Raw genomic sequence first — 26,754 nt, forward strand, 5'->3', positions numbered from 1 at the left:
AGAGGCCGCGAACAAGCGCGGCCTTTATACCTGGATTTAGCTGACATCCAGAACGATCTTACCGATGTGCTGGCCGTCTTCCATACGTTCATGCGCGCGCCAGGCTTCATGGAGCGGGTAGATCATATCGATCACCGGCGCGACTTTACGCTCTGCCAGGAGCGGCCAGACTTTAAGCTCGAGTTCGCGCGCAATTCCTGCTTTGAAATCGACCGTCCGGGCTCTCAGCGTTGATCCTGTGTGCTGCAAACGTTTGACCATCAGTTTGGTCATATCTGTTGTTGCCTTGGCACCGTTGAGAAAAGCAATCTGCACGATACGACCGTCCATTGCCGCCGCGTCATAGTTCCGGCCGATATAATCACCACCGACCATATCGAGGATCAGGTTGACGCCCTTGCCATCGGTAAGCCGCTTTACGACCTCGACGAAATCCTCATTGCGATAATTAATTGCATGATCGGCCCCAAGTTTGACGCATGCCTCACATTTGTCGTCAGAGCCTGCCGTTGTAAATACGGTCGCCCCGAATGCCTTGGCAAGCTGTATTGCTGTCGTGCCGATGCCGGATGATCCGCCATGGACGAGAAAGGTCTCGCCGTTTTGCAAAGCGCCCCGCTCAAAAACATTGTGCCAGACAGTGAAGAAGGTTTCGGGAATTGCTGCTGCCTCGCTATAGCCGTAGCCTGCCGGGATCGGCAGTGCATTGGACTCATGAACCGTACAGTACTGGGCATAGCCCCCACCCGCCACCAGTGCCGTCACGCGCTCACCAACCCGAAAACGGGTTACGCCTTCACCTGTAGCAACAACGTCGCCGGAAATTTCCAACCCCGGAATATCTGAAGCGCCTTGCGGTGGTGGATAATGGCCCTGTCGTTGCAAAACATCGGGACGATTAACGCCCGCAGATCGCACACGCACGAGAAGCTCCCCGGATCTGGGTGCAGGGACGGCGCGTTCACCCGCTTTGAGCACCCTTGGACCACCGGGCGAGCTGATCTCGATTGCCGTCATCACCGTTGGAATCTCTTCGGCCATTGTGTACTTCCCTGATATTGATTCGCTGGAATGATTTGCAATTCCAAGCAGTTGAAATGTATCCTATTCTCTTAGACCGACAAGTGGAGGAAAGAATGTCACTTTTCGATGAAGAGCCACGGCGCAAAACCGTTCACGATATCGGGCAGGACTTGTCGCTGCTGTCTGTTGCAGAACTTGATGACCGGCTCGAACAGGAGCGTTCGCGCAAGGGCGATAGCAAGGTTGCGGCGGAGGCGCTCTTTCGCTGAGTGGCCTCAAATGGCTGCTGGTGCCATCAAGTTTCCGCATTGATAACCGAGACAAAGTTACTGCCCTTCCAATTGAGAGTCGTCTCTCTCCCCGCTCGTAAGGATATCTTGTGTTTCGTTCATTCATCCAGGTCTTTGCGCTTCTTTGCGGCACATCTTTTCTTGTTATGGCTTCGGGCCTGCACGGATTGTTGCTGCCCCTGCGTGGTGGGGCCGAAGGGTTTTCGACGACATCGCTCGGTTTACTGGGAACGGCATGGGCAGGTGGTTTTATAACAGCCTGTGTTCTTGCACCGCGCCTGGTCAGGCGTGTGGGGCATGTTCGTGCATTCAGTGCCTTTGCTGCGATTGCGGCAATCGTTGCATTGATGACAGGAATTCTTGTTAATTCCACAGCTTGGATTGTCCTGCGTGCCCTTACCGGATTTGCCATGGCCGGTTCCTATATGGTGATCGAGAGTTGGCTCAATGAACGGGCAACGAACACCAATCGCGGCCAGATTTTCGGTCTCTATATGGTGGTCAATTTCGGCTCAATAACGGTTGGCCAGCTGATGATTGGATTTGGTGACGTGCACAATGGTACGTTCTTTATGCTGTCAGGCATATTGTTTTGTCTCGCCTTGATCCCGACAGCCATTTCAACAGCCAGCAGTCCAAAACCATTGACAGAAGTGCAGCTTGACCTGCGCGCTCTTTACCGCAACTCACCGGTGGCTTTTCTCGGCTGTATACTCATCGGTGTTGCCAATGGTGCCTTCGGCACATTGGGTGCTGTATATGGTGCTGCGACAGGGATTTCTGTCGGTGAAATCGCGTTGATGATGAGCGCTTCGGTTCTGGGCGGTGCGCTCATGCAAATTCCGATCGGGCGCATGTCGGATCGGACTGATCGGCGCTATGTGTTGGCCTTTGTCGGTGGGGCTGCGGCATTGATTGGGCTGTTGATTTTCTTCATCGCTCCGAGACATGCCACGGTCATTCTCATCATGACGGCAATCTATGGTGGCTTAGCCTACACGCTCTATCCTGTGGCAGTTGCGCATGCCAACGACTTTTCGGACTCCGAAAATTTTGTCAAAGTAACGAGTGGCCTGTTACTGCTTTATGGTTTCGGCACGATGATTGGCCCGGTGCTGGGCGCTGGAGCGATGGAGACTATCGGGGCGGAAGGATTGTTTGCAATCACGGCCCTGGCTCATGCGGCGATCATGTGTCATGCGATCATTCGCTCGCGGATGCGGGCCCCGGTGCCGATGGAACTCAGGGATAATTTTCAGACAGTGCATTCCGAACGCGCAACACCGGAAGGCGTAAGACTTGATCCGCGTGCGGAGACTTTGCCTGAGTAACGACAAATCCGTTGACATTGCTGACAGTTTAAACCGAAACTGCAACATGGTCGAAACAGATGCATTCGTTGCAATTTCTGATCCCAACCGGCGATACCTGCTTGAGGAACTAAGGCGGGGTCCAAAAACCGTGAATGAACTGGCGTCCGGCCTTCCCATATCGCGTCCTGCGGTTTCCCAACATCTTAAAGCATTGCTCGACGCACAGTTGGTCTCGGTAAAATCAGAGGGTACGCGCCGTATTTACGCGGTTGAGGATAGCGGTTTTTTTCATTTGAATCTGTGGCTTGACCAATTCTGGAACGAATAGTCTCAAGAGGCATGAAAACCCGGCTGTCTGACAAAGACGTACCGGGTTTTCTGATCTACCGCGTGATATACTCAGGCGGAATTCGGGGTCTTGTTTGCCTTGCGACCCGGAGTCATTCAGTGGTGAGTAACGAGCGTACGAATTTTTTCGATCTGCTCTTTCAGCACAAGCTTGCGACGCTTGAGGTCGCTAATCTTAAGGTCGTCCGTAGCTGGACTTAGCATTGCATCGGAGATCTCTTTCTCAAGTGCTCCATGCTTACGTTCAAGCGTTTCAAGATGAGACTCAATGGCCATGCGGCTTCTCCCTTGGTTCAATTTCCTTGCTCGTAATGCCCTGCCAGCCAAAGTGACATTATGACAGAGCCGTGACACTCTGCCACTACTTGAAGCAATTGTCGAATATGTTTCGCAGGATTTTATTGTCACATGAAATGTGATATTGCGGCATACCGGCAAGTGACAGCGTTGCTCCGGACCGCAATTGGTAAGTCTACAGCAAAATACCGGGAATCACTGCATGTCCGATCAAGATCAGGCTGACATTCGATTGGCAGTCGCAAGATTGAAGCAAGAGCATCTGGACTTCGATGCAGCCATACAAGCAATGATCCAGGTTGGTTGCGACCAGCTGCGTATCCAGCGCATGAAAAAGAAGAAACTCGTTATCAAAGACAAGCTCATCGAGCTGGAAGATAAAATTATCCCCGACATAATCGCCTGATATGAAAGAGCAATCTGCCGTGCTGTGACTTATGCTTGCGGCCTCGCTGCTTTTGCACTAATCCCCCCATTCCATTATTAGAGGATGCTCAATGGCTGATACACGTGCTGACGTCGCAATCATTATGGGAAGCCAGTCCGATTGGTCGACCATGCGTCATGCGGCCGAAACGCTGGACAGTCTTGGAATTTCTCACGATGACCGGATCGTCTCGGCTCACAGAACGCCCGACAGATTGGTCGAATTCGCCAAGGGTGCGCGTGAATCCGGTTTCAAGGTCATTATTGCGGGTGCCGGTGGTGCTGCGCATCTGCCTGGCATGGCCGCATCCATGACGCCTTTGCCGGTTTTCGGTGTTCCTGTGGAATCCAAGGCTCTCTCTGGCCAAGACTCGCTTCTTTCCATCGTTCAAATGCCGGCGGGTATTCCCGTGGGAACATTGGCAATCGGCCGGGCAGGCGCGGTCAACGCTGCATTGCTGGCGGCAGCGGTTTTGGCTCTGCATGACACGGAACTGGCAAAACGACTTGATGCTTTCCGGCAGGCACAGAGCGAGAAGGTTGCGATGCGGCCTTCCGACGAGGTGTAAGAATGATTCCTGCAGGTTCAACGATTGGCATAATCGGTGGTGGACAACTCGGGCGCATGCTGGCTATGGCCGCGGCGCGTCTTGGTTACAGGACAGTGATACTGGAGCCGCAAGCAGATTGTCCCGCCGCGCAGGTCGCTAATGAAATTATCGTTGCTGCCTATGACGATCCCAATGCTCTGGAGCAATTGGCTGAGCTGAGCGACGTTATTACCTACGAATTTGAGAATGTGCCTGTCGATTCTGCGGAACTCCTGAGTGAACTAAAGTCGGTTTTTCCGCCAGCAGAGGCACTGAAAGTCTCGCAGGATCGTGTCACGGAGAAGCGATTCCTCAACAAGCTCGGCATCCAGACTGCACAATGGCGTGTTGTCGAAAACGAGGTGGAGCTGGAAGCCGCTTTGCTTGCCTTTGGTGGCAAGGGCATCCTCAAGACCCGGCGCTTTGGTTATGACGGAAAAGGACAGGCGAAGTTTTCCGGTGTGCCGGGCGAGACGGCCAAGGCTGGGTTTGCCGCTATTGGCAATGCTCCTTCCATTCTCGAAGCGCTGGTGGACTTTACCCACGAGATATCGGTAATTGCAGCGCGTGACGAAGCCGGCAATATCTGTATCTATGATATTGCCGAGAATGTTCACAAGGACGGAATTCTCGCAAGCTCGACGGTGCCTGTTTCCGTGTCTTCGACAATTGCGGGTCTGGCGGCGGATGCAGCCCGCAAGCTGTTGGAAGGATTGAACTATGTCGGTGTTCTCGGCATGGAGTTCTTTGCGCTTGCCAATGGAACGTTGCTTGCCAATGAATTTGCGCCGCGTGTACACAATTCGGGGCACTGGACAGAGGCGGCATGTGCCGTATCGCAGTTCGAGCAGCATATACGCGCTATCACAGGGTTGCCGCTGGGCGATACAAGGCGGCATTCCGACTGTGTGATGGAGAATCTCATTGGTGACGATATTGCGCGGGTGCCGGACCTGATGAAGGAAACCGGAGCAGTGGTGCATCTTTACGGCAAGGCCGAAGCACGCCCCGGCCGCAAGATGGGTCATGTGACTCGCATAACGAAACGTCTTTGATTGCTGAAAAAGATAAGTTTTCTCGCTGAATCATGAGATGAATCGCGGGATGGGAGTTGACAATGTGGGCATTCCTTGGCTATTTCCCCGCAACGTGTTTCCGGCGCGCTTAAAGGCGCGCTTTTTATTGGTGCCCGGTTTCGGGCGAAAGATACCGGTGCTGAAATGAAGATCAAGAATTCGCTTAAGGCTCTCAAAGCCCGTCATCGTGACAATCAGCTGGTCCGTCGCAAGGGCCGTATGTACATCATCAACAAGACTGCTCCGCGCTTTAAAGCACGCCAGGGCTGATCTTTACCGTTTCACGGTTATTTGCATTTGACGTTTTGCTGATACGGGCTAACATTCGTATCATGCGGAACGTCTTTGCTATTTTACTTGGGTCGTCAATCGCTCTTTCGCCAATGATTTCAATGGCGCAAGAAAAAGTTGAGGCGCAAGAACAGGCTGCCACTCCACAACAGGCGGCATTGCCCGGCAAAACATTGGCCGAGAAGCGGGCCGCGCGGCTGGATGAGCTTTTCAGCCAGTTGAAGCGGGAAACCAACGCGATGAAAGCATCGCGCATTGCCTCACAAATCCAGACTCAGTGGCAGAACTCCGGCAGCGCCAGCATCGACCTGATGATGGACTGGGCCGCTAAGGCTATGGAAAACAAGAAATATTCCGTTGCACTGGATTTTCTTGATCAGGTGATCGTTATGCGGCCGGACTATGCGGAAGGCTGGAATCGTCGCGCCACGCTGAACTATGTGACGAATGATTATGGACGCGCTATGGCGGATATCCAGAAGACGCTGGCGTTGGAGCCGCGGCACTTTGGAGCCATGGCCGGGATGGCTGCCATTCTCAAGGAGACGGGCCGCAAAGAGGCAGCGCTGGGCGCTTTCGAACAGGTCCTGAATGTTTATCCGATGATGCGTCAGGCGCAGAAGGAAGTCGGTGAACTGGCAGATGAATTGACCGGTCAGCGCACCTGATTTCGGTGATTGCAACCGATTGCACTTAAATCACTACTATTGATTGTAATTCTTCCGCCAGATTGTCCGTTTTTCTGGCAAATTGTAAGTTCTTGTCTCGCAAAATTGCAAATTCCGGCGATGCTTGATGCACGCCGGAATCTTGGATAGCAGGCTCACTTGGAGCGTTGGATGTCAGACGCTGGTCAGACCGTCGGAGCCAATATAAGCGATGCGCAGCATATTGGTTGAACCTGGGGTGCGCAGCGGTACACCAGCCGAGATGATGATGCGGTCACCCGGATTACCGAACTCTTCCTGATAGGCAATGTGGCAGGCACGATCGACCATCTCGTCTAGGTCATAGGCCTCGTCGGTTACAACGCAATGCAAGCCCCAGACGAGGGCCAGCTTGCGAGCGGTTTCAACCACAGGGGATAGTGCGATGATCGGCAGAAGCGGCCGCTCACGGGCTGCACGCAAGGCAGTGGTGCCCGAGGCCGTATAGGTGACGATGGCTGACAGGTTGAGCGTTTCGGCGATCTGCCGGGCAGCGAGCGAAATCGCATCGGCGCCAGTCGCATTCGGCTCAGGGCGCTGAGCATGGATAATGCCGGAGAAATTCGGATCGCGCTCGACCTTTTCGGCAATACGCGCCATTGTTGCAACGGCCTCTACGGGATAATCGCCGGCTGCAGATTCTGCCGAAAGCATGACCGCATCGGCACCTTCGAACACGGCGGTTGCGACGTCGGACACTTCTGCGCGGGTCGGCACGGCGGCGGTGATCATTGACTCCAGCATCTGGGTGGCGACAACGACAGGCTTGCCCGCCCGGCGGCATGCCCGGATGATTTGCTTCTGAATGCCGGGTACTGATTCCAGCGGCATCTCAACGCCGAGATCGCCGCGCGCAACCATGAGGGCGTCGGAAAGCTCAATGATCTCATCAAGACGGGTAACGGCCTGCGGCTTTTCAATCTTGGAAAGGAGAGCAACGCGGCCGCGCGAGATCTTGCGGACTTCGGCAAGATCCTCCGGCCGCTGGATAAAGGACAGGGCAACCCAGTCGACTTCCTCTTGCAGCACGGCATCAAGATCGCGGCGGTCCTTTTCGGTCAGAGCGCCGACATCAAGCGTGGTATCGGGCAGGCTGACACCCTTCTTGTCGGAAATACCCGTTCCGGACACGACCCGGCAGCGAATATGCTTGCCATCGGAAGCTTCAGCGACAAGCGCCAGCTTGCCATCATCGATCAAGAGGCGATGACCGGGCTCAACAGCTTTGAGAATTTCCGGATGCGGTAGGTAAACGCGAGTATTATCACCAAGTGCTTCATTGTTGTCGAGCGTGAAGGTTTGCCCCGCAACGAGTTCAACCTTGCCATCGGCAAATTTGCCCACGCGCAGCTTCGGGCCCTGCAGATCGGCGAGAATGCCGATTGGCCGACCGACTTCTTTTTCCACATTGCGCAGACGGCGTACAAGTTCGCGCATCAGATCGTGGCTGGCATGGCTCATATTGATGCGGAAGACATCAGCACCGGCTTCGAACAGTTTGCGGATCATGCCTTCGTCGGAAGAAGCGGGTCCGAGCGTGGCGAGAATTTTTACCTTACGGCGACGTCTCATTGAGGAGGGGTATCCGTTACAATTGGAGATGAGGGAGGATTTTCTTCTGTCAGCTGGACCATCCAGCTTGTCTGCTCGCCCGTATCATATTCCTGGAATCCGGAGCGCTGGAAACCGCGTGCGAAACAGTCATTGATACCGGTTATCTTGAACTGGTTTTCGGCAACGCACATGTTGATCTTGCCGTCCCAGCGTCCGCCGCTTTGAGCATCTTCGGCGTAGAGATAATAATAGCGCGATGTCAGCGGTCCGACAACCAAGGTGGTGCAGGAAGATGCGTTGACATGCCACCAGCCTTCGGTGATCCAGCCGGTCTTGGCGCGGTAGCCAAGCGCAACGCCGACAAGGTTTTGTGTGGCATTACAAACACGGAAATCGGCATAGGCCTTGGTCGGCGTGAAAACGCTTGCCCCAACGAATATGAACAGAAATGCCGCGAGGAAGCTTCCCCATCTTAGCTTTATGCTCATACCCAATATTGCCTCCGTCCGGTCTTCTAGGGTCCTGCCAGCGCTAAAATCAAGCCAATGGCTTCAGGGCAGGTAGACGAGGTTCCTTTTCCGTAGTTTCGCGCGCATTGTCAACGCGTGAATAAGTCGTAGAGGGGTGCCGCGACAAGATTGTGATCGGCTGTGGTGTTTTTGGGACGATCTGGCTCAGAGCTTTGATCTAATCGATTTGTTATGACACCTTGTCCGTGGTCGCTTCATCCTCTTCGTCTTCATCGTCAGACTCAATTATGTCCCACATGAAGGCGTGCAAACGCTCCTCGATACTTTTCTTCGAGGCTCCGGATTTTTCCATCTCACGTTTGATTTTGAAGAACTGATCTCTGTCAGCAGGCGTGAGATATTTGGTGGCGTTTTCTAGAGACGATAATTGGCTGGACATCTGCGGCTATTACTTTCTAACCCATCACAATGGAAGCATTATATCTCAGGACAGCCCGCTTTGCTGCATTTATGAGTGTAGTTGCCTTGCTGGCATTCACATCTTGCAATGCTGCCAAGGGCATGAAAGACAAAAGCAGTCAGATTCACTGTTGCAAGAGCCTGTCCTTATGTCTTTCTCTCCCTATCATCTGGTTGATGGCGATTATGCCAAGGGCCTTGTTCTGCTTGCTGATCATGCAAGCCGCGTGCTGCCGGAAGAATATGGCTCACTGGGGCTGGATGCTTCGCAGTTCGAGCGGCACATCGCCTATGATATCGGTGTCGAGCAGCTGACGCGCAAGCTTGCCGCCATGCTTGGCGTGCCTGCGGTGCTTGGCGGGTTTTCGCGGCTTCTTATTGATCCAAATCGCGGGCGCGACGATCCGACCCTGATTATGCGCCTTTCGGATGGTGCAGTCATTCCGCGCAACAATCCTATGCCGGAAGATGAGCGGAAGAAGCGCATAGAGCACTATTACAGGCCCTATCATGATGCGGTTGCGGCTGCGCTGAGCAAAACCATCAAGCTAAGCGGCAGGGCGCCTTTGGTCATTTCCATTCACTCCTTCACAGCTTTCTGGAAAGAGACGCCGCGGCCTTGGCATGCCGGTATTCTGTGGGACAGGGACCCGCGCGCTGTGCTGCCTTTACTGGCCGGTTTGCGGGCTGATCCCCTGCTTGTTGTTGGAGACAATGAACCCTATGACGGCGCGCTCAAGGGTGACACGATGTACACACATTGCATCCTGCCGGGTTATGCCCATGCGCTGATTGAGGTGCGCCAGGACCTGATCGACGATGATGCGGGAACGACCTTTTGGGCTGAACGTCTCGGGCCGATCCTTGAAGGCATGAATGCGGTACCCGATATGCATGAGGTCCGGCATTATGGTTCAAGAACCGGGATAATTGAGGAGAATCGTCCATGACTAACTTAAGCCGCGAACAACAAACCGAACTTGAAGCGGCAGCTTTCCGGCGTCTGGTGGAGCATTTGCGCGCGCGCAGCGATGTGCAGAACATTGATCTGATGAATCTGGCAGGCTTTTGCCGCAACTGCCTTTCCAACTGGTATCGTGAGGCGGCGGAAGCGTCCGGTATCGAGATCAGCAAGGAAGAATCGCGCGAAATCGTCTATGGCGAGCCCTATGCGCAGTGGCAGGCCAAGTATCAGCGTGAGGCCAGCGATGCGGCCAAGGCAGCATTCGAGGTAAACAAGCCCGAGCACTGAAAGTGATCAGGATGGCTGCGGTCGCAGACTCTATTCCCTTGACTCTCTAGCCCTTCGTCGGGCATCGGAACGCTCCGCGCGGCTTATCCCCGAGTCGCCAATTACATTTTACGGAGTGAAGTATGAGCATGGATGATTTGGGCGCACAGGGTGGTGTCGAAGGTGTAGCGGCAGCAGAATTGCGTCAATTCATCGAGCGCATTGAGCGCCTCGAAGAAGAAAAGACCACGCTTTCAGACGACATCAAGGAAGTGATGGCTGAAGCCAAGGGCCGCGGCTACGACACGAAGATCATCCGCACCATCGTTCGCCTTCGCAAGAAGGATGCCAATGAACGCAAGGAAGAAGAAGCGATCCTGGAACTTTATATGAATGCCCTTGGCATGGTCTAATCATGCCAAGCTCTTCCTTGGCAGCGTAGCTGACAGTACGCTGCCAAGGCAACAAATACCCGCTTTAAGCGGGAGGGGTTGCTGTTCCCCATTAATTTATTTCTGGACGCCAGCGTGCCCATTCCCGCGCCATTTGGTGATATGGGGTAGTGCAAACATGTAAAGTCCGCTGCACATGAGCAAGAAAAGAGGGATAAGCGGCGAATAGATTATCCACATGGGACGGTCCTGCTCATTCATGCTCAAGACAGCGAAATTGGCAATCACCGTGATCGTAAAGATGATAGACAACCAACGGTGCACCTGCCGAATCCAAGCGCTTATGCTCATGACGTCTCCTTGATCTGTTGGCCGGTTCAATAGGATCGAAACCAGCTCTAATCTATCCGTGACAATAGCTTTTCAAGCGCATCGGCGAACCGCTGCCACCCGTGCTTTGCACCTTGGTAGGCCTGTTCCTGATCCGGGCGGAATCCTGATTGCTCCATACGCAAATTGGTCCCGGTGGCTGTTGGGGTGAGGGTCCAGGTGACGACACTCTCAAGACCGTAAGCGTCCCATGTGTAAGCCAGCGTTCGGTTCTGTTCGATGGTCAGTATCTGGCAGTCGACAGAGCCCCAATCTGCGCTCAACTTGAAACGGTGGTCCAGTACAGGCTTGAAATCATTTTTCATCAGCCATTCCTCAATCAGGTGCGGCTGGGTTAAAGCACGCCAGACTTTTTCAGGCGGATAAGTCACTTCACGTTCGATAATGACGGAGCGTATTGTGGCTTTTGGTCCGGTCATCAGTCCATCCTTTTCAAAAGGTCCTCAAGATCGTCAAATCGATCTTGCCAGAACCCGGTCATTTGATTTGTCCAGTCGATCAGCGGAGCCAACGCGCTTACTTCGGCGCTGTAGTGTATTTTACGACCTTTACGGTGATCGCTCACCAGTCCTGCCTGTTTTAGTACCCCAAGATGCTTCGAGACAGCCGGCTGCGATATTCCTGCGCGCGCCGTCAAAGCGCCCACTGTCAGTTCTCCTTCGCGGCACAGGCGCTCAAAAAGAGCCCGCCGACTGGGATCGGCGAGCATCTTGAACAGCACATCGTGGTTTTGCAGCATCAAACATATAACTCCATGGCTATGGATTGATCTATAACTGTCGAGTTATATGTAAGTCAAGGGCTGATAACCAATGGAGGACCACGTTGGCATGGCCATCCTCAAGACGGGCGGGTTGCATTACTCCCCGGCAAGCAACGCCCGCGCAAATCCCTTTTCCGCCATCTTGATTGTGCCATCGGGTAGCTTCAGCACGCGGTCTATTGCCAGGCCATACAGGCGCAATCTTTCATCCAGCGCTTCGGCTGCCGCTTCTATGTCGCCTGCCTTTGACTGCTGTAGGGCGTTATGCATTACCGGGCCGAGGCTCAACCGGAATTGCATCAGCATTTCAGCGAAGGCGAGGGGATCGGGGGCGTCAAGAACGCCTTGATCGACGCCCTGTCGCAGAATCTCTGTAACAATTGGGGTGACAATTGCCGTTACAGCTTGATCCATGCGGTGGAACAGGACGATATTCTCGGGGCGGAAGATGACTTCGAACGTTTTGCGGATATGGGGAGCATACTCAATCTTCAAACGGCGCGATCCGGCAAAGAGCGCATTGAGCCGTTCGACTGGATCAAGTTTGGGATCAGCCAGAATGGGCTGAAGTTCCGCCATGCTTTCCTTTGCCATCCGCACCGCAAGGGCTTCCAGAAGCGCGGATTTCGAATCGAAATAATGATAGAATGCGCCCTTGGAGAGGCCGGCCTCGCGGATAATATCGTTGACGGTCGTATTGTCGTAGCCGCGCGTGAAAAACAGGCGTTGCGCACAGTCCAGGAGTTCCGCAAACCGGATTTCAGGTGTTTTGACAATGCGAACCAAGGCAAGCTCCAATAATCGTTAATCCATAGCCACTCACAGCCAATTAAAACAACTACCTGCTCCATTTGTTGCCGTATAGATTATAACTATAGACCGACGGTCGGTCTATAGTTATAATTCGTGTGAAGCTCGGATCAGAAAATCGGAGGAAGCGATGCGATTAACCCGATTATCCATGGCGATCAGCTTTATGGTTCTGGCAGCCATGGCAATTGGCGGTTGGTACTTACTGCGGCCGCAGGCTGTCACGACAATTATGCCGAAGCGCGCAGACGTGGCGGAGATTGTTTATGCGAATGGGATTGTGGAGCCACGCACCTGGGCAAAAGTGACCGCACTCGTGCGCGAACGCATTGTCGAGCAATGCAACTGCGAAGGCAAAGAGGTTGAAAAGGGCGATATCCTGGCTCGTCTTGACACAAGCGAGGCGCAAGCCGCACTGGTTGAACTTGAAGCCCGTCTGCGCCTTGCGCGGGACGACCACCGGCGCCTTGCGGTGTTGGTGCAACGTAATGTGACCAGCCAGCAATCAGCCGACCGGGCAAGCAGCGAAGTGGCCCAGCTCGAAGCGGTTCTCGCGGGTCAGAAAGCAAAACTTCAAAACTATGTCCTGAAGGCTCCAGTAGCAGGGACCGTGCTGCGGCATGACGGGGAAGTCGGCGAGATCGCCGAGCCGGGTACCGTATTGTTCTGGGTGGGCAAGCCATTGCCCCTTCTGGTAATCGCCGATGTCAATGAGGAAGATATCCCGCGCGTCAATATTGGCCAACGTGCGCTTTTGCGGTCGGATGCGTTCCCGAACAGGAGCCTTGAGGCAGTGGTCGACAGCATCACACCCAAAGGCGATCCGGTGACCAAGACCTACCGTGTACGCCTCAAATTGCCGGACGATACGCCTTTGATGATCGGCATGTCGACGGACGTCAACATTGTCACGCGCGTTTCGGAAAATGTCCTGACCGTTCCCTCCCTCACGCTGCGCGGCACAACGGCCTATGCGGTCGAAGCCGGCAGGGCGGTGCGGCGTGAGCTTGTCGTGGGAATAAGAGGCTTGAAGGATGTCGAAGTCCAGTCAGGCCTTGATGCAGATATGCAGCTTATCTCCCCCTTTCCGGAGGATATTGCCGAGGGTACGCGGGTGACGCTGAAAGAGGAGTAGGAGACGTGCGGCTTATTCTCGATCTTGCCTTCACACATATCGCTGGGCGTGGCCGGCAAACGCTGGTTGCGATTATTGGAGTGGCAGTGGGTGTTGGGTTTTCGATCGCCATGGCGGCGCTGATGCAGGGTGGCCAGGACGATTTTGTTGAACAGCTGGTCAATACCATGCCGCATGTTGAGATCAGCGATGAGCACCGGGCGCCGCCGCGCCAGCCTGCGGATGACGTTTTCGACAGTACCGCGATTTCGGGACTTCGCCCGCGAGAGGATCGCCGGGGTATTATCAATCCAACAGCGGCAATGAGCTGGCTCAATGGATGGGTGCCCGGAAGGATGGCGCAAAGTCTGAAGACCCAAGGAGTCATTCGGTATTCCAGTCGCGATGTCGGTGCTTCGATCATTGGAGTCGATCCGGAGGTCGAGCAGGGCGTATCCCCAATCGTCAATGATTTCAGACAGGGCAGTTTTGCCGGGCTAGCAGGCGGCGGAAACAATATCGTGGTTGGCGATACGATGGCAACGCGTCTTGGCGCTGGCCTTGGCGATACAATTACGGCGGTTTCTTCAACGGGCCTTTCGCGCAATTTCAAGATTGTCGGACTGTTTCATACCGGAACGACAGCCCGCGACGAGGGTGAGGCCTATATACTTCTCAAAAATGCACAGATTCTGAGCGAGCGGCCAAACGCCATCAACCAGATTCGCATCAAGCTTGCTGATCCCAATACGGCGCCAACCGTTGCCCACCGCGCGGAGGCGGAACTTGGTTACAAGGCGGTTGCCTGGCAGGAAGCCAATGAATCCATTCTGGAGGCGCTCGTCGTACGCAATATCATTATGTATACGGTGGTCGCTGCCATTATGCTCGTTGCCGGATTTGGTATTTTCAACATTATTTCCACCATTACCCACGAAAAGGCGCGCGACATCGCCATTCTCAAATCGCTTGGCTTTCCTGAACAGGATATGCGGCGTCTGTTTCTGCTCGAAGGCGTTGCAATCGGGGCTGGCGGTTCCGCTATTGGATGGGTTTTGGGATTTGTGCTTGTTTACGCATTGTCGCAAGTGCGTTTCGAGCTTGCTGCAACGGGGCAGGAGATGACCAGATTGCCGATTGCCTGGAGCATGCTCCACTATCTTTTGGCGGCAGGTTTTGCGCTCGCTTCCGCCGCAGTTGCAGGCTATCTGCCGGCACGCCGCGCCGCAAAGCTCAATCCTGTCGACATTATCCGGGGGGCGACATGAGCGTGCTGATTGAAGCGGAAAATCTCACACGCATCCTGCCCGCAACTGTGCCCGTCACCCTGGTTAAAGATATATCTTTGTCCATAAGCGAGAAAGAATTTGTTGCTGTTACCGGTCCTTCGGGTTCGGGCAAATCCTCACTCCTCTATTTGCTTGGCCTGCTTGACCACCCCTCGCATGGAAGCTTGAAACTTGGCGGGAAAGATACAGCGCCGATGGATGAGGCGGAAAGGGCAAGAACACGCCTGTCCATGCTTGGTTTTGTTTTCCAGTTTCACTTTCTTCTGCCGGAATTCACGGTTCGGGAGAATGTCGAGATTCCCATGCGCAAGCTGGGAAAGCTATCCCGCACCCAGATGCGCCAGCGTGCCACCGACTTGCTTCTCTCGCTCGGCCTGGAAGGTCATATTGACAAGTTACCAGAGCAATTATCGGGTGGTCAGCGTCAGCGGGTTGCGGTGGCGCGCTCGCTTGCCAATGATCCCCCCATCGTTCTTGCGGACGAGCCGACCGGCAGCCTGGACACGAAAAGCTCCGACCAAGTTTTTCATATTCTGGAAGCCCTTGTACGGGAGCGCGGCAAGACCGTTATTGCGGTAACACATGATATCGACATGGCCGCGCGTATGGACCGGCGAATTCACTTGGTGGATGGAAAGATAGAACGTCCTGAGCCTATGGCGGCATCGGATGACGGGTGAACATCGATCATGTTACCGTGGTTGGTCAGGCCGCTGCGAACAGTACTGCACTGTTCAACCGAGAAGCTTCTGACGGGCCTGAGCATCGTGATATAATGCATCCCTGCCGTAATTTTCCGTCAAAGTTGCATTTGCAATGACGGGAATCGATGCGGTTGAAAATATGTAGCGAATACAGTGTGTTAGTTGAGGCGCTTTTGGAGCGCTGGCATTGTGACGAAACCGTAATATTAGTGTCACATGACTGTTATAAACCTTCTGTAGATAGCGGTGACTTCAAAAGTTTTCCAACAGGAGTAAAACCCATGAACAAGCTTTATTCGACGGCCGCAGTCGCTGCCATCGCACTTGCAGCTTCCTTCGGCACAGCCGCAGCACGCGATCAGATCCGCATTGTCGGGTCTTCAACAGTTTATCCATTTACCACTGCAGTTGCAGAAAACTTCGGCAAGACATCCGGCATGAAGACCCCAGTTGTCGAATCAACCGGCACGGGCGGCGGCATGAAGCTTTTTTGTGGCGGTGTTGGTGAAAACTTCCCGGATGCAACCAATGCATCCCGCGCAATCAAGAAGAGCGAATTTGCCGATTGCGAGAAGAATGGCGTCAAGGACATTGTTGAAATTCTCGTAGGCTATGACGGTCTGACCGTTGCTCAATCGAAGGCCGGCGCTCCTCTGAAGCTTTCGCGCAAGAACTTCTTCCTCGCTCTTGCCAAGGAAGTTCCCGGTGATGACGGCAAGCTCATTGCCAACCCTTACAAGAACTGGTCAGAAATTGATCCTTCATTGCCTAATGAGAAGATCGAGGTTCTTGGCCCGCCTCCAACATCCGGTACACGCGATTCCATGCATGAGCTTTTCATGGAAGCTGGTGCGCTTGAAATTCCTGCTCTGAAGGAATTGAAAGGCAAAGACTCCAAGGCGTTCGATATTGTCTGGAAGTCGCTTCGTGAAGATGGTGCCTATGTTGAAGCAGGCGAGAACGACAATGTGATCGTTCAGAAGCTTGAAGCCAATCCAAAGGCATTTGGTGTGTTCGGCTATTCCTTCCTTGAAGAAAATGCATCGAAGCTGGCCGGCGTGTCAATCGATGGTGTCGTTCCGACTTTCGAAACAATTGCTGACGGTACATACAAGCCTTCACGTGAACTCTACGTCTATGTGAAAAAGGCCCATGTCGGCGTCATTCCAGGTCTGGACAAGTTCGCAGCTGAATACGTATCTGATGCTGCAAGCGGCGAAGAGGGTTACCTTTCCGAGAAGGGTCTTGTACCTCTGCCAGCCGAGCGCCATGCTGAAGCTGCAAAGGCTGTTCTGGCCATGGAGCCTATCAAGGGCGACGAGCTGAACTAAGCTTTTAAACGATGAATGGCGGCCGGCTATTTGCCCGGCTGCCATTCAAAAGCATTGAAGCCAAGCCTTGGATCTGGATCGGTAGGCCTTATGACCGCAGCATATTTCCTCATACTCGCGCTATTGACAGTCTCGCTGTTTCTGGTTGGGCGCCAAAGGGCGTCGTCGATCGCCGGAGCGGAACCTTCAACCCTCCATTCGCTTCCTTCCTATCACGGCATGTTTCTTGCGGCTTTGATCGCCTTGTCCATGCTTCTGGTTTATATCGTCGGAGCGCCGCTTGCCACTCGCTATGTCGAGGCGCGGGCACTTGCAGGCATTGACCCAGCGGCTGTTGCCGATAATCTTGGCCGAAGCTCGGTGTTTCGCGACATACATTCAATTCTTGCCGGCAATTATGCGGGCGCTGCTTCTCCCGAATTGACAAATGCCGCATCGGCCTATTCGAGCGCTGTCAGTCTTACGGGCTGGGTATTGTTGATTGGCGGCGTTGTCTTTGCGCTGGCTGCCGCAATGGTCGGCTTCCGCCTGATCGGGCCGGAGTTCCGCGCACGCAACAGCGTCGAACGTTTGATCAAATATGTCCTGCTGGCCTGTTCGGCCGTCGCTGTCCTGACAACAGTCGGCATTGTTTTTTCCGTGGTCTTCGAGACCCTCCAGTTTTTTAGCAAAGTGTCGCCGATCGAATTCCTGTTCGGTCTGCATTGGTCACCGCAAACGGCCATGCGCGCCGATCAGGTTGGTTCATCCGGTGCCTTTGGTATCGTGCCGCTGGTCGTGGGTACATTGCTCATTACCGTGATCGCGATTGCAGTCGCTGGTCCGCTGGGACTGTTTGCAGCGATCTACATGGCTGAATATGCCAGCCCACGCACGCGTGCCATTGTAAAGCCTATTCTTGAAATTCTGGCAGGCGTGCCGACCGTGGTGCTCGGCTTCTTCGCGGCTTTGACGGTCGCGCCCTTCATTCGCGGATGGGGTGAAACCTTCGGCCTGTCGGTTTCGTCGGAATCGGCGCTCGCTGCCGGGCTTGTCATGGGTATGATGATTATTCCCTTCGTGTCGTCTCTTTCGGACGATGTGATCAATGCTGTGCCTCAAAGCCTGCGCGATGGTTCCTATGCCATGGGCGCAACAAAGTCTGAAACCATCAAGAAGGTCATCCTCCCCGCCGCTTTGCCGGGCATTGTGTCGGCATTCATGCTGGCAATTTCCCGTGCGGTCGGCGAGACGATGATCGTGGTCATGGCGGCCGGACTGGCGGCCAATCTCACATTCAATCCACTCGAGGCGGTTACAACCTTTACCGTGCAGATCAAGACGATCCTCGTCGGCGATCAGGAATTCGACAGTGCCAAAACGCTCTCGGCTTTCGCTCTCGGCTTCGTGCTCTTCTTCTTCACGCTCGTCCTCAACTTCATCGCGCTCCAGATCGTCAAGAGATATCGGGAACAATATGACTGACATCACCATATCCAACGGCATTCCCGTTACCGACTACCCACGCGATGCATTGATCAAGAAGCGTTACCGCGCGGAGCGGCGCTTCAAGCTCTATGGGATCGCAGCAATTATCCTGACGGCACTGTTTCTCTCGGTCGTTCTTCTCGATGTTCTGTTCAAGGGCCTGCCTGCCTTTTCAGAATATCGGGTTGATCTGAAGGTCACCGCCGATCAGGCCCTGCTGGATCCGCAAAATACCCGTGATCCTGTGACGCTTCTTGCCGGCAATTACGACAAGATCATTCGCGATGCATTGGCTGCACAGTTTCCGGATGTTTCGACCCGCACTGAACGGCGCGCGCTGAACGGTTTGCTCAGTTCGGGCGCATCGGATGATTTCCGGCGGATGATTTCCGGCAACCCCTCGCTGATCGGTCAGGAAGTAACCGTGCCTGTTCTGCTTTCGGATGATGCGGACCAGTTTCTCAAAGGGTATCAGACATCTGAAATCGTTCTGGAGGGAGCGGGGACGCTTTCCCAGACCCTGGACGGCGAGACCTATTCGCTACGCTCGACGGGGGATGACTTCTCCAAGGCATTTGAGGAAATACAGGGCTTCCTGTTCGGGCGGCTCGAGCGGTTGACGACGGAATCAGCACGTCTTGAAAAACTGATTCCGGGCCTTGATGCCGATGCGGCAGGCAGGCTGCAAAATCAGATCGATTCGATCAAGGCTGAGGCGCAGATACTCAATGCACGTATCACAGATGCCAATGTCGCGATTGAACTTGATGAAAGGCTGCCAAGTCTGCTTGTCAACGTCAATGGCGGAACAATCAAAGCAAGCCAGATCAGCCCCGCAGGTATTGATGGTATCAAGCTTATAACGCCCAAGAGCGCCGAAGCGGCTGCCCCCGGCAGCTGGTCCATGCTGACGCTTGTCACGCCGGAATCCAACCGCCGCGTGCAGGACCAGGCTGCAGTCTGGCTCACAAAGATGAAGTCCGATGGCTTGGTGGAACGCGCTTTCGCCACCCGCTTCTTCACTTCGGGTGACTCGCGTGAGCCCGAACTTGCAGGTATCCGCGGTGCCCTCACCGGAACGCTCTGGACGCTTGCCGTGACGTTGCTGCTCTGCCTGCCGCTGGGTGTTGGTGCCGCCATATATCTTGAAGAGTTTGCTCCCAAGAACCGCGTGACAGAGATCATTGAAATCAACATCAACAATCTTGCTGCCGTGCCATCGATTGTCTTCGGTCTGCTCGGACTGGCAATGTTCCTGAACTTCTTTGATCTTCCGCGTTCCGCGCCACTGGTCGGTGGTCTGGTTCTCGCCCTGCTGGTGATGCCGACAATCATCATTGCATCACGCGCCGCTCTCAGGTCGGTTCCGCCTTCAATCAAAGAGGCGGCGCTGGGCGTCGGGGCATCGCATCAGCAGGCCATATTCCACCATGTGCTGCCTCTGGCCATGCCCGGTATCATGACCGGCACAATTATCGGCATGGCGCATGCGCTGGGGGAAACAGCTCCCTTGCTGATGATCGGCATGGTTGCGTTTATCGTCGATATTCCTGGCGGCATAACGGACGCCTCGACGGTGCTTCCCGTGCAGATTTATCTGTGGTCCGATCTTCCTGAAGTCGCCTTCCAGGCAAAGACCGCAGCAGCCATTCTGGTGTTGCTGGTATTCCTATTCGTGATGAATGCTGCGGCGATCATGCTGCGCCGACGTTTTGAACGTCGCTGGTAATGAGGTACAAGGACATGAACATGTTATCCGAAGTCGATGTGGAAAAGAAATTGCACAATTCCTCGAACCAGCCTGCGATAAAGATGAAGGGCGAAGACGTCTCTGTATTTTACGGAGCCAAACAGGCGCTCTTCGGTGTCAATCTCGATATCAGGGAAAAGGAAGTCACGGCGCTGATCGGACCGTCAGGTTGCGGTAAGTCAACATTCCTGCGTTGCCTGAACCGCATGAACGACACGATTTCGACCTGCAAGATCACTGGCAATATTACCCTCGACGAGCGTGATATCTATGATCCGAAGATCGATGTGGTTCAGCTGCGCGCCCGGATCGGCATGGTGTTCCAGAAGCCGAATCCATTCCCGAAGTCGATCTTCGAAAATGTTGCCTATGGGCCGCGCATTCACGGTCTGGTCAAAAACAAGAGTCATCTTGACGAAATCGTGGAAAAGAGCCTGCAACGCGCCGGTCTCTTCGCGGAAGTGAAAGACCGTCTGCATGAATCCGGCACTGGCCTTTCCGGTGGCCAGCAGCAGCGTCTTTGCATCGCCCGCGCCATTGCGGTCAGCCCTGAAGTGATCCTGATGGACGAGCCTTGCTCGGCGCTTGATCCTATTGCCACGGCGAAGGTCGAAGAACTGATCGACGAACTGCGCCAGAACTACACGATTGTCATCGTCACACACTCAATGCAGCAGGCGGCGCGTGTCTCGCAACGCACGGCAATGTTCCATCTTGGCAACATTGTTGAAGTCGGCGACACGGAAATGATGTTCACCAGCCCTACCGAAAAGCGCACGCAAGACTATATTACCGGACGTTTCGGTTGATCTCACGGGAAGAGGCTCAGACAATGACTGACACAGCACAACACACCGTCCGTTCCTATGACGATGAATTGAAGTTTCTGACCCACAAGATTGCAGAAATGGGCGGACATGCGGAGCGCATGGTCGAACAGGCTGTGTCGGCCATGGTCAACTCAGACAATGCGCTTGCGCAACGCGTAATCTCTGACGATCTCATTCTCGATGCCGGTCAGCGCGAGATTGATGAGAAGGCGATCACCATTATCGGCAAGCGTCAGCCAATGGCGATTGATCTGCGCGAAGTGATCGGCACGATCCGCATTTCGTCTGATTTGGAACGCATCGGCGATCTGGGCAAAAACATCGCCAAGCGCGTTGTTGCTGTCAATGATACGCGGCAGACGCTTTCAGTCTATCGGGGCTTGCAGACCATTGCAGAGCTGGCATTGACACAACTTAAAGATGTGCTCGATGCATATGCCACACGCTCGGTAGCACAGGTGAACATTGTTCGTGAACGCGATGACGAGATTGATGCGCTCTACACATCGCTGTTCCGGGAACTCCTGACTTACATGATGGAAGATCCGCGCAACATATCCGCTTGCACGCATCTTTTGTTCTGCGCCAAGAATATCGAACGTATCGGCGACCATGCGACCAATATCGCCGAAACGGTCTATTACATCGTGACAGGTACACAGCTTCCGGCGGAACGCCCGAAGGAAGACCAGTCACATACCGTTATTCTTGATGAGCCAGTAACACCATAATTGCCGGAAGCAGATCATGCCTATAGCTCCCAGAATCACAGTCGTTGAAGATGAAGATGCCCTCAGTGTTCTCCTGCGTTACAATCTGGAAGCAGAGGGTTACATTGTCGAAACCATCAGCCGTGGTGACGAAGCCGAAATAGCCTTGCGCGAAAAAGTGCCTGATCTGCTAATCCTCGACTGGATGCTACCGGGGCTTTCGGGCATTGAACTTTGCCGCCGTCTTCGCGCCCGCCGCGAGACGGAAATCCTGCCGATCATCATGCTGACAGCGCGCGGCGAAGAAAGCGAGCGTGTTCGCGGACTTTCGACGGGTGCGGATGATTACATGGTCAAGCCTTTCTCGACACCGGAATTGCTGGCACGCATCAAGTCGATGCTGCGCCGGGTCAATCCAAGTCTTCTGTCGCATGTGTTGAGCTTTGGCGATCTGAAGCTTGACCGCGAACAGCACCGCGTTTTCCGCAAGGAGCGCGAACTGAAGCTGGGGCCAACCGAATTCCGCCTGCTGGAGTTTCTGATGCAGTCACCGGGCCGGGTATTCTCGCGCGGTCAGCTTCTCGATAATGTCTGGGGTGCGGATATTTATGTCGATGACCGCACGGTAGACGTGCATGTTGGTCGTCTGCGCAAGGCAATCAATATTGGCCGGTCGCTTGATCCGATCCGTACTGTGCGCGGCGCAGGTTATTCCTTCGGATAGGATCAGGACCTATTCGGCTGCAACCAGTGGGAAGCTTGTTGCTGGTAGCGGAGCTGGCTCGGCCAGTGTCTCGAGAAGTGGTCGCTGGGTGGCTTCGCCGTCGCTGATCTCGAGAATATGCGAGTAGAAGTTTTCGCCGGAAACCGAGCGGGGCGCCTCGATCTCATGCATCACACTGATAACGGTCGTCCCGGCGCAATGATCCTTGATGGCTTGATGGAAGGCGATCTTGGAATCCGGATCCAGCGCGCCGGTTGCTTCGTCCAAAAACAGAACTGCAGGCTTATGCAGGAGAATTCGGGCAAGCACCAGTTTCTGCTTCTGGCCTCCGGACAAAAGCAGGTCCCATGAGGTGCCGTCACGGCTTTCATCGAGAAGATTTTCGATAAAATCGCCCATGCCGGCGCGATGCAAGGCAGCAGCAACGGATGCATCGTTGAAGTGATTTTCATCCATGGGAAGGCATACGAGCTGTTTCAGCGAGACACCGGGAAGCTTGACCTCCTGGGCCGCATACATTGTAGCAGCATCCTTCGGGTAGAAGATTTCACCTCGGCCATAACCCCAAAGCCCGTTCATCGCTTTCAGCAAACAGGTTTTGCCACTACCGGAATCGCCCTTGATATAGGCCCATTGGCCCTTGCGTAACCGCATATTCGCAAGGGTGAGAAAAGGCTTGGCCTCGCTGTCACGATGCATCAGCTCAAGACCGCGAACGGAGACGCCAAAGGCCTCGTGCTGTGTTGCAAATTTGAACGCGCTGATGCCAGTAGAACGATAATATTCCGATGGGTCTCTAACACGCTCGACAGCCTGCGCCAACTCAGTGACGCGCCGTGCATTTGCCTTCAAGTTGGCAATTGCGGGCATGACCTGGATAAACCATGAGCATTCATTGATCATCGAACCGACAAGCTCAGAGCCGGTAATATAATTCTTGAAGCTGATCGTATTGCCCATATAGGGCAGAAGGCCGGGGATATAGGCGATGACACGGGCAGAGAAGAAATTGTATATCGACGTAAACGACATGTAGCAGGCATCGAACACATTGAAGCGCGCCCAGTTGTTATCGACGCTTGTGTAGAGCTTGCCATTCAATGATTTTTGAACACCCTCACCATTGGCTGCGGCAACCTGAAAGCTGCGGCGCAACAGTGTGGTCAGCTCACTTCGATAACTGCCTTCAGATTGCTGCATGGCCAAGGTGAGCTTTTCGAGCACGCGGCCGATACGCATCGCAATCCATGTGCTGATAGGCACATAGAGAGCGATCGCTGCAAAGGCCAGTGTGGCACTGCCATACTCGCCCAGAAAATCAAGGCCCGGAATTGGCGTTGAAAGCTCAATAAGCTTCTGGCCCACGAAAAGAATGGACATGGTGACACCGAGAACGCCCATGGCCAGCCCGATGGCACCGCCCGTCATACCCTTGATGGATTCTTGAATGCGCTGGTCGATGTTGTCCGGAGTCCGGTTTTCTGCGGCTGCCGAATTTCCCTGCTGCAAATGGTAATGTGTGTGCTGGTCATCAAGCAGAGCCTCGCCAAAACGGCCATTCAGCCAACCGCGCCATTTGCGATGCAACGTTGTCGACAAAAGGTGACGGATACCGATGAAACCAATTTCCTTGACCGCAACGATTGCAACCAGAATACCCGCATTTGCGAGGATCACATTGAGCGGATTGACAATAAAGGGGTCATGAATATCGACCAGCGAATTGATCAATTCGCCCGATGCCATCGCCATCCAGACGCTGGCCTTGCTGGCAGCAGCGGTCAATAGGGCAATGGCGATTGTCAGCGTCCAGGCTTCAACCCAGCGGTCAGAGACCCAGTACGCCCTAAGCAGCCCCCAGAAGCTACACATTGATGACAATGTGGAGTTTCTATTGGCGGGAGATGATTTCCCAGTTGCTTCGACGTCTGGTTGCAATGGATTGCCTCGGTTCGATTCCCGATTATAGTAACACAATGTTACGTATTGCAACAAACCGTGGTTAAAATAGGGTTAAAGCTTGCAAGATGACGAGTTCCCCCGCCTCAGAACAATCAGATTTCGCCGGACACATGCCGTCGTTGGCGGTCGAGTTCCTCGCTATATCGCCGCAGAGTGTGGCTTTCGGCCAAAAGTCCGACAACCTTCAGCTCCACTATGTCATTGACCACCGCAAGAGCTTCGGCTTCAGCATTGTCGAATAGGCGAACAGCCTGTCGTGCATTCATTTGTGGTTGCAGATATTCACCCTGATATCTGATCAGAGGGCCGATAGGCTGTGCCTCGTCAGTCGTTTCGGTGATGCCTGAATGCGCTTCGGCAACGATGACAATACCCACATATTTATTCTCATCATTGACAATGATGACCCGCTGCGTCGAGCCCAGCGGAAACTCGTGACGAAATTCGCTGATCACCATTTTGTCGGAAGCCGTGCGCACATCCGTACGCATCAACTTGGCGACCGTCAGATTGCGGATCCAGCCGACATCATGAGCGCTGCGGATGCTTTCACCCCGCAGATGAAAGCGCCATGTGGCAAAGGAGTAGCCGAACGTGTTGCGAACTGTGATCGACGCAGCAATGACGGCGGCAAGCACGAGAACCGTTATCGGAAAGTCGCCCGTGATTTCCAGGGCTAGAAAGGTCATCGTCAAAGGTCCGCCAATGACTGACACTGCCAGAGCACTCATGCCGACAACCGCGTAGGTCACAGGCGTTAAAGTTGCATGGGCAAAGACATAGGGTACGGAAAAGGCAAAGAGTTTGCCGAGGAGCGCACCCATGAAGAGGGAACCAAAGAACAGGCCGCCGCGAAAGCCCGAACCGATGGAGATGGCGGAGGCCAACGCCTTGAGCAGGATAATACCGATTATGCCAGCTATTGGCCCCGTATAATCGAGATTGAGATGCAGTGCGCCATGACCTCCGGAAAGCACCTGCGGTGAAATCAAGGCCAGCCCCCCGACAAGGATGCCACCAAGGGCAGGCCGCAGCCAGAAAGGGATGAAGCTTCTGCGTGCGAGTTCCTCGACGAAAGCGACGCCCTTCATGAGCGCGATGCCCGCGCCCGCGCAAATCAATCCGAGGAGAAGCGCTGGAACATAGTCGGCGGGCACTACCGTGCCGAAATCGCCGATGTCGATGACGAAATTATCTCCCGCAAGTGCGCGTGCGACGAGGTTGGAAACCAGTGCAGCAGCAACCACGGGTGTCAGACTCAATATGGTATAAGAGCCAATGATCAACTCGAAGGCGTAAAATGCGCCGGTCAGTGGGGCATTGAACGCAGCGGCAATAGCCCCGGCCGCGCCGCAGCCAACAAGGATACGCATATCCGAGCGTCTCAGGCGCAAGGATAGCCCGATCTTCGAGGCAAGACCGGAAGCAAGCTGCGTATAACCGGCCTCCAGCCCTACAGAAGCGCCAAAGCCATTGGAAATAAGGTTCTGAACGGTAACAATGATGCTGTCGTTCAGCGAAAGGCGTCCCCCATGCAAGGCATTGGCCTCAATCGGATCGACGATTGGTTTCTTGCGATATAGTGCCAGAAGGAAAAGCAGGACACCAAGAATAATGCCGCCCGCAATCGGGGCGACAAAGAGCGCCAGATTGCTTGCCGACATTGACGACGACAAACGTTCGTCGGGTTGCAGATCGAAAATTACCAGGTGCAGATATTGGGCGATGCGGCTCATCGCGGTCACGACGAAACCTGAAACAATGCCGACAATCACCGCTGCCAGTACGAGGCCAATTTCGTGGCTGCGCGCGAAGGCTCGCAAGCGGCTCGGGGCGATGAAGATGGAGAAGACGCCGAGACGGCGTAAGGCGAACTTACGGTGCATGGATCAGTCTGTGGGTTGCTCGAACGGTGATCAGTCAAGCTAAGCGGTTTAGCAGAAAAGTTCAAATGAAGCAGCATGAGCCTCAAGTGTGAAAAAGCCAGCTAAACAAGGACGCTGCCGATGCTTCCCAGCATCGTTTTTCCACTTTATGGCAGGATTAGCCAAATCGCCCGAAGCAATTCTTACAACCGCCATAAAGACGACATGCAAGCGACATTGAGCATGGGCAAATTGCCGGCACTGTCATCCTTTGAGGAGAGAATCATGCTGGAAGTGATTGAACCAACACTGAACGAATTGCTGGCTGAACCAATCATCCGTCAGATGATGGCGAGTGATGGTGTCAAGTCGGATGAAGTTCGCACATTAATGGCGCGCGTCGGCAAAACGGTGAATCCAGCGCCCCAAAGACAGGAGCGCGCATTTCATGTTCTGAAAATGCCGACAAACTGGCTTTATCGTCCGGGGGCTGCCGAGCGTTCAATCTGCTGCCCGAAATAGAACCACAGTCATATTTCGAACGTGTCGACATGAGATGGCGTCTGTCCTGCCTGGAC

32 protein-coding genes are annotated in these 26,754 nt (G+C 54.2%); 21 read left to right on the plus strand and 11 right to left on the minus strand.

What is annotated here, in order from left to right:
- Positions 1-36: 36 nt before the first annotated feature.
- Positions 37-1,041: an NAD(P)H-quinone oxidoreductase gene (locus ACYJL1_RS03780; RefSeq protein ID WP_460897104.1), complete on the minus strand. Its 1,005-nt coding sequence runs from the start codon at positions 1,039-1,041 to the stop codon at positions 37-39.
- A 95-nt stretch (positions 1,042-1,136) separates the two neighbouring features.
- On the opposite strand from ACYJL1_RS03780, the gene ACYJL1_RS03785 reads away from it, so the two are divergent.
- The 3 genes from ACYJL1_RS03785 (at position 1,137) to ACYJL1_RS03795 (ending at position 2,954) form a co-directional block, all read left to right on the plus strand.
- A complete protein-coding gene (locus ACYJL1_RS03785; protein ID WP_460897105.1) occupies positions 1,137-1,292 on the plus strand; it encodes a DUF1192 domain-containing protein in 156 nt (51 codons plus the stop codon).
- 167 nt (positions 1,293-1,459) lie between these two features.
- A complete protein-coding gene (locus tag ACYJL1_RS03790) occupies positions 1,460-2,644 on the plus strand; it encodes an MFS transporter (RefSeq protein ID WP_460897923.1) in 1,185 nt (394 codons plus the stop codon).
- Between the two features lie 46 nt (positions 2,645-2,690).
- Entirely contained in the window at positions 2,691-2,954 is a 264-nt protein-coding gene (locus tag ACYJL1_RS03795) for an ArsR/SmtB family transcription factor (protein ID WP_460897106.1), read from the plus strand.
- 116 nt (positions 2,955-3,070) lie between these two features.
- Here ACYJL1_RS03795 and ACYJL1_RS03800 read toward each other — a convergent pair whose 3' ends face one another.
- The gene (locus ACYJL1_RS03800; RefSeq protein ID WP_115054136.1) at positions 3,071-3,250 is read right to left on the minus strand and encodes a YdcH family protein; all 180 of its coding nucleotides are present in this window, start codon (positions 3,248-3,250) and stop codon (positions 3,071-3,073) included.
- A 223-nt stretch (positions 3,251-3,473) separates the two neighbouring features.
- On the opposite strand from ACYJL1_RS03800, the gene ACYJL1_RS03805 reads away from it, so the two are divergent.
- The 5 genes from ACYJL1_RS03805 (at position 3,474) to ACYJL1_RS03825 (ending at position 6,322) form a co-directional block, all read left to right on the plus strand.
- Positions 3,474-3,677 (plus strand): YdcH family protein, encoded by a 204-nt coding sequence (locus tag ACYJL1_RS03805; protein ID WP_250020115.1) that lies wholly within the window; start codon positions 3,474-3,476, stop codon positions 3,675-3,677.
- Between the two features lie 91 nt (positions 3,678-3,768).
- Positions 3,769-4,266 carry a 5-(carboxyamino)imidazole ribonucleotide mutase gene (gene purE / locus ACYJL1_RS03810; protein WP_460897107.1) on the plus strand — a complete coding sequence of 166 codons (498 nt, stop codon included), beginning with the start codon at positions 3,769-3,771 and terminating at the stop codon, positions 4,264-4,266.
- A gap of 2 nt (positions 4,267-4,268) precedes the next feature.
- Positions 4,269-5,342, plus strand: a complete 1,074-nt coding sequence (locus ACYJL1_RS03815) for a 5-(carboxyamino)imidazole ribonucleotide synthase (RefSeq protein WP_460897108.1) — start codon at positions 4,269-4,271, stop codon at positions 5,340-5,342.
- A 165-nt stretch (positions 5,343-5,507) separates the two neighbouring features.
- Positions 5,508-5,633 (plus strand): type B 50S ribosomal protein L36, encoded by a 126-nt coding sequence (ykgO, locus tag ACYJL1_RS03820; protein ID WP_040856283.1) that lies wholly within the window; start codon positions 5,508-5,510, stop codon positions 5,631-5,633.
- A gap of 62 nt (positions 5,634-5,695) precedes the next feature.
- Positions 5,696-6,322, plus strand: a complete 627-nt coding sequence (locus ACYJL1_RS03825) for a hypothetical protein (protein ID WP_460897109.1) — start codon at positions 5,696-5,698, stop codon at positions 6,320-6,322.
- A gap of 174 nt (positions 6,323-6,496) precedes the next feature.
- On the opposite strand, the gene pyk is transcribed toward ACYJL1_RS03825, so the two are convergent.
- From pyk to ACYJL1_RS03840, 3 genes are all read right to left on the minus strand, one after another.
- Positions 6,497-7,933, minus strand: a complete 1,437-nt coding sequence (pyk, locus tag ACYJL1_RS03830; protein ID WP_460897110.1) for a pyruvate kinase — start codon at positions 7,931-7,933, stop codon at positions 6,497-6,499.
- Positions 7,930-8,403: a DUF1036 domain-containing protein gene (locus ACYJL1_RS03835; protein ID WP_460897111.1), complete on the minus strand. Its 474-nt coding sequence runs from the start codon at positions 8,401-8,403 to the stop codon at positions 7,930-7,932. The genes pyk and ACYJL1_RS03835 overlap by 4 nt, the downstream gene beginning before the upstream one ends.
- A 211-nt stretch (positions 8,404-8,614) precedes the next feature.
- Positions 8,615-8,824 (minus strand): hypothetical protein, encoded by a 210-nt coding sequence (locus tag ACYJL1_RS03840; protein ID WP_460897112.1) that lies wholly within the window; start codon positions 8,822-8,824, stop codon positions 8,615-8,617.
- Between the two features lie 169 nt (positions 8,825-8,993).
- On the opposite strand from ACYJL1_RS03840, the gene ACYJL1_RS03845 reads away from it, so the two are divergent.
- From ACYJL1_RS03845 to ACYJL1_RS03855, 3 genes are all read left to right on the plus strand, one after another.
- On the plus strand, positions 8,994-9,794 hold the full coding sequence (locus ACYJL1_RS03845; protein ID WP_460897113.1) for an N-formylglutamate amidohydrolase: 801 nt from the start codon (positions 8,994-8,996) through the stop codon (positions 9,792-9,794).
- The gene (locus tag ACYJL1_RS03850) at positions 9,791-10,096 is read left to right on the plus strand and encodes a DUF1244 domain-containing protein (protein WP_460897114.1); all 306 of its coding nucleotides are present in this window, start codon (positions 9,791-9,793) and stop codon (positions 10,094-10,096) included. The genes ACYJL1_RS03845 and ACYJL1_RS03850 overlap by 4 nt, the downstream gene beginning before the upstream one ends.
- Before the next feature lie 122 nt (positions 10,097-10,218).
- The gene (locus ACYJL1_RS03855; RefSeq protein ID WP_460897115.1) at positions 10,219-10,488 is read left to right on the plus strand and encodes a DUF2312 domain-containing protein; all 270 of its coding nucleotides are present in this window, start codon (positions 10,219-10,221) and stop codon (positions 10,486-10,488) included.
- 96 nt (positions 10,489-10,584) lie between these two features.
- Here the strand turns inward: ACYJL1_RS03855 and ACYJL1_RS03860 are convergent, their stop codons facing one another.
- The 4 genes from ACYJL1_RS03860 to ACYJL1_RS03875 all read right to left on the minus strand — a co-directional run bounded on the left by ACYJL1_RS03860 (position 10,585) and on the right by ACYJL1_RS03875 (position 12,406).
- Positions 10,585-10,818 (minus strand): hypothetical protein, encoded by a 234-nt coding sequence (locus ACYJL1_RS03860; protein WP_460897116.1) that lies wholly within the window; start codon positions 10,816-10,818, stop codon positions 10,585-10,587.
- Between the two features lie 47 nt (positions 10,819-10,865).
- A complete protein-coding gene (locus tag ACYJL1_RS03865; RefSeq protein WP_460897117.1) occupies positions 10,866-11,276 on the minus strand; it encodes an SRPBCC family protein in 411 nt (136 codons plus the stop codon).
- A complete protein-coding gene (locus ACYJL1_RS03870) occupies positions 11,276-11,596 on the minus strand; it encodes an ArsR/SmtB family transcription factor (protein ID WP_460897924.1) in 321 nt (106 codons plus the stop codon). Before ACYJL1_RS03870 ends, ACYJL1_RS03865 begins: the two co-directional genes overlap by 1 nt.
- Before the next feature lie 120 nt (positions 11,597-11,716).
- Positions 11,717-12,406, minus strand: coding sequence for a TetR/AcrR family transcriptional regulator (locus ACYJL1_RS03875; RefSeq protein WP_460897118.1), 690 nt, complete (start codon positions 12,404-12,406; stop codon positions 11,717-11,719).
- A 154-nt stretch (positions 12,407-12,560) separates the two neighbouring features.
- Here ACYJL1_RS03875 and ACYJL1_RS03880 point away from each other — a divergent pair, with 154 nt between their 5' ends.
- The 9 genes from ACYJL1_RS03880 to phoB all read left to right on the plus strand — a co-directional run bounded on the left by ACYJL1_RS03880 (position 12,561) and on the right by phoB (position 22,349).
- Positions 12,561-13,565 carry an efflux RND transporter periplasmic adaptor subunit gene (locus ACYJL1_RS03880; RefSeq protein ID WP_460897119.1) on the plus strand — a complete coding sequence of 335 codons (1,005 nt, stop codon included), beginning with the start codon at positions 12,561-12,563 and terminating at the stop codon, positions 13,563-13,565.
- Positions 13,566-13,570: 5 nt separating this feature from the next.
- Positions 13,571-14,812 carry an ABC transporter permease gene (locus tag ACYJL1_RS03885; RefSeq protein WP_460897120.1) on the plus strand — a complete coding sequence of 414 codons (1,242 nt, stop codon included), beginning with the start codon at positions 13,571-13,573 and terminating at the stop codon, positions 14,810-14,812.
- Positions 14,809-15,513 carry an ABC transporter ATP-binding protein gene (locus ACYJL1_RS03890; RefSeq protein ID WP_460897121.1) on the plus strand — a complete coding sequence of 235 codons (705 nt, stop codon included), beginning with the start codon at positions 14,809-14,811 and terminating at the stop codon, positions 15,511-15,513. The genes ACYJL1_RS03885 and ACYJL1_RS03890 overlap by 4 nt, the downstream gene beginning before the upstream one ends.
- Before the next feature lie 305 nt (positions 15,514-15,818).
- On the plus strand, positions 15,819-16,868 hold the full coding sequence (locus ACYJL1_RS03895) for a PstS family phosphate ABC transporter substrate-binding protein (protein WP_460897122.1): 1,050 nt from the start codon (positions 15,819-15,821) through the stop codon (positions 16,866-16,868).
- Between the two features lie 90 nt (positions 16,869-16,958).
- Complete coding sequence (gene pstC, locus ACYJL1_RS03900) at positions 16,959-18,332, plus strand: phosphate ABC transporter permease subunit PstC (RefSeq protein WP_460897123.1); 1,374 nt, start codon at positions 16,959-16,961, stop codon at positions 18,330-18,332.
- Positions 18,325-20,064, plus strand: a complete 1,740-nt coding sequence (pstA, locus tag ACYJL1_RS03905) for a phosphate ABC transporter permease PstA (protein ID WP_460897124.1) — start codon at positions 18,325-18,327, stop codon at positions 20,062-20,064. Before pstC ends, pstA begins: the two co-directional genes overlap by 8 nt.
- A gap of 14 nt (positions 20,065-20,078) precedes the next feature.
- Positions 20,079-20,894, plus strand: coding sequence for a phosphate ABC transporter ATP-binding protein PstB (gene pstB, locus ACYJL1_RS03910; protein WP_460897125.1), 816 nt, complete (start codon positions 20,079-20,081; stop codon positions 20,892-20,894).
- Between the two features lie 23 nt (positions 20,895-20,917).
- The gene (gene phoU, locus ACYJL1_RS03915; RefSeq protein ID WP_115054154.1) at positions 20,918-21,646 is read left to right on the plus strand and encodes a phosphate signaling complex protein PhoU; all 729 of its coding nucleotides are present in this window, start codon (positions 20,918-20,920) and stop codon (positions 21,644-21,646) included.
- Positions 21,647-21,662: 16 nt separating this feature from the next.
- Positions 21,663-22,349 (plus strand): phosphate regulon transcriptional regulator PhoB, encoded by a 687-nt coding sequence (gene phoB / locus ACYJL1_RS03920; protein WP_008128223.1) that lies wholly within the window; start codon positions 21,663-21,665, stop codon positions 22,347-22,349.
- A gap of 9 nt (positions 22,350-22,358) precedes the next feature.
- Here phoB and ACYJL1_RS03925 read toward each other — a convergent pair whose 3' ends face one another.
- Positions 22,359-24,221: an ABC transporter ATP-binding protein/permease gene (locus ACYJL1_RS03925; protein WP_460897925.1), complete on the minus strand. Its 1,863-nt coding sequence runs from the start codon at positions 24,219-24,221 to the stop codon at positions 22,359-22,361.
- Positions 24,222-24,403: 182 nt separating this feature from the next.
- Positions 24,404-26,197, minus strand: coding sequence for a chloride channel protein (locus ACYJL1_RS03930; RefSeq protein ID WP_460897126.1), 1,794 nt, complete (start codon positions 26,195-26,197; stop codon positions 24,404-24,406).
- A gap of 264 nt (positions 26,198-26,461) precedes the next feature.
- Between ACYJL1_RS03930 and ACYJL1_RS03935 the strand changes: the two genes are divergently transcribed.
- Entirely contained in the window at positions 26,462-26,698 is a 237-nt protein-coding gene (locus ACYJL1_RS03935; RefSeq protein WP_460897127.1) for a hypothetical protein, read from the plus strand.
- The last annotated feature ends 56 nt before the right edge of the window (positions 26,699-26,754 follow it).

This window comes from Phyllobacterium sp. K27 (assembly GCF_054796155.1).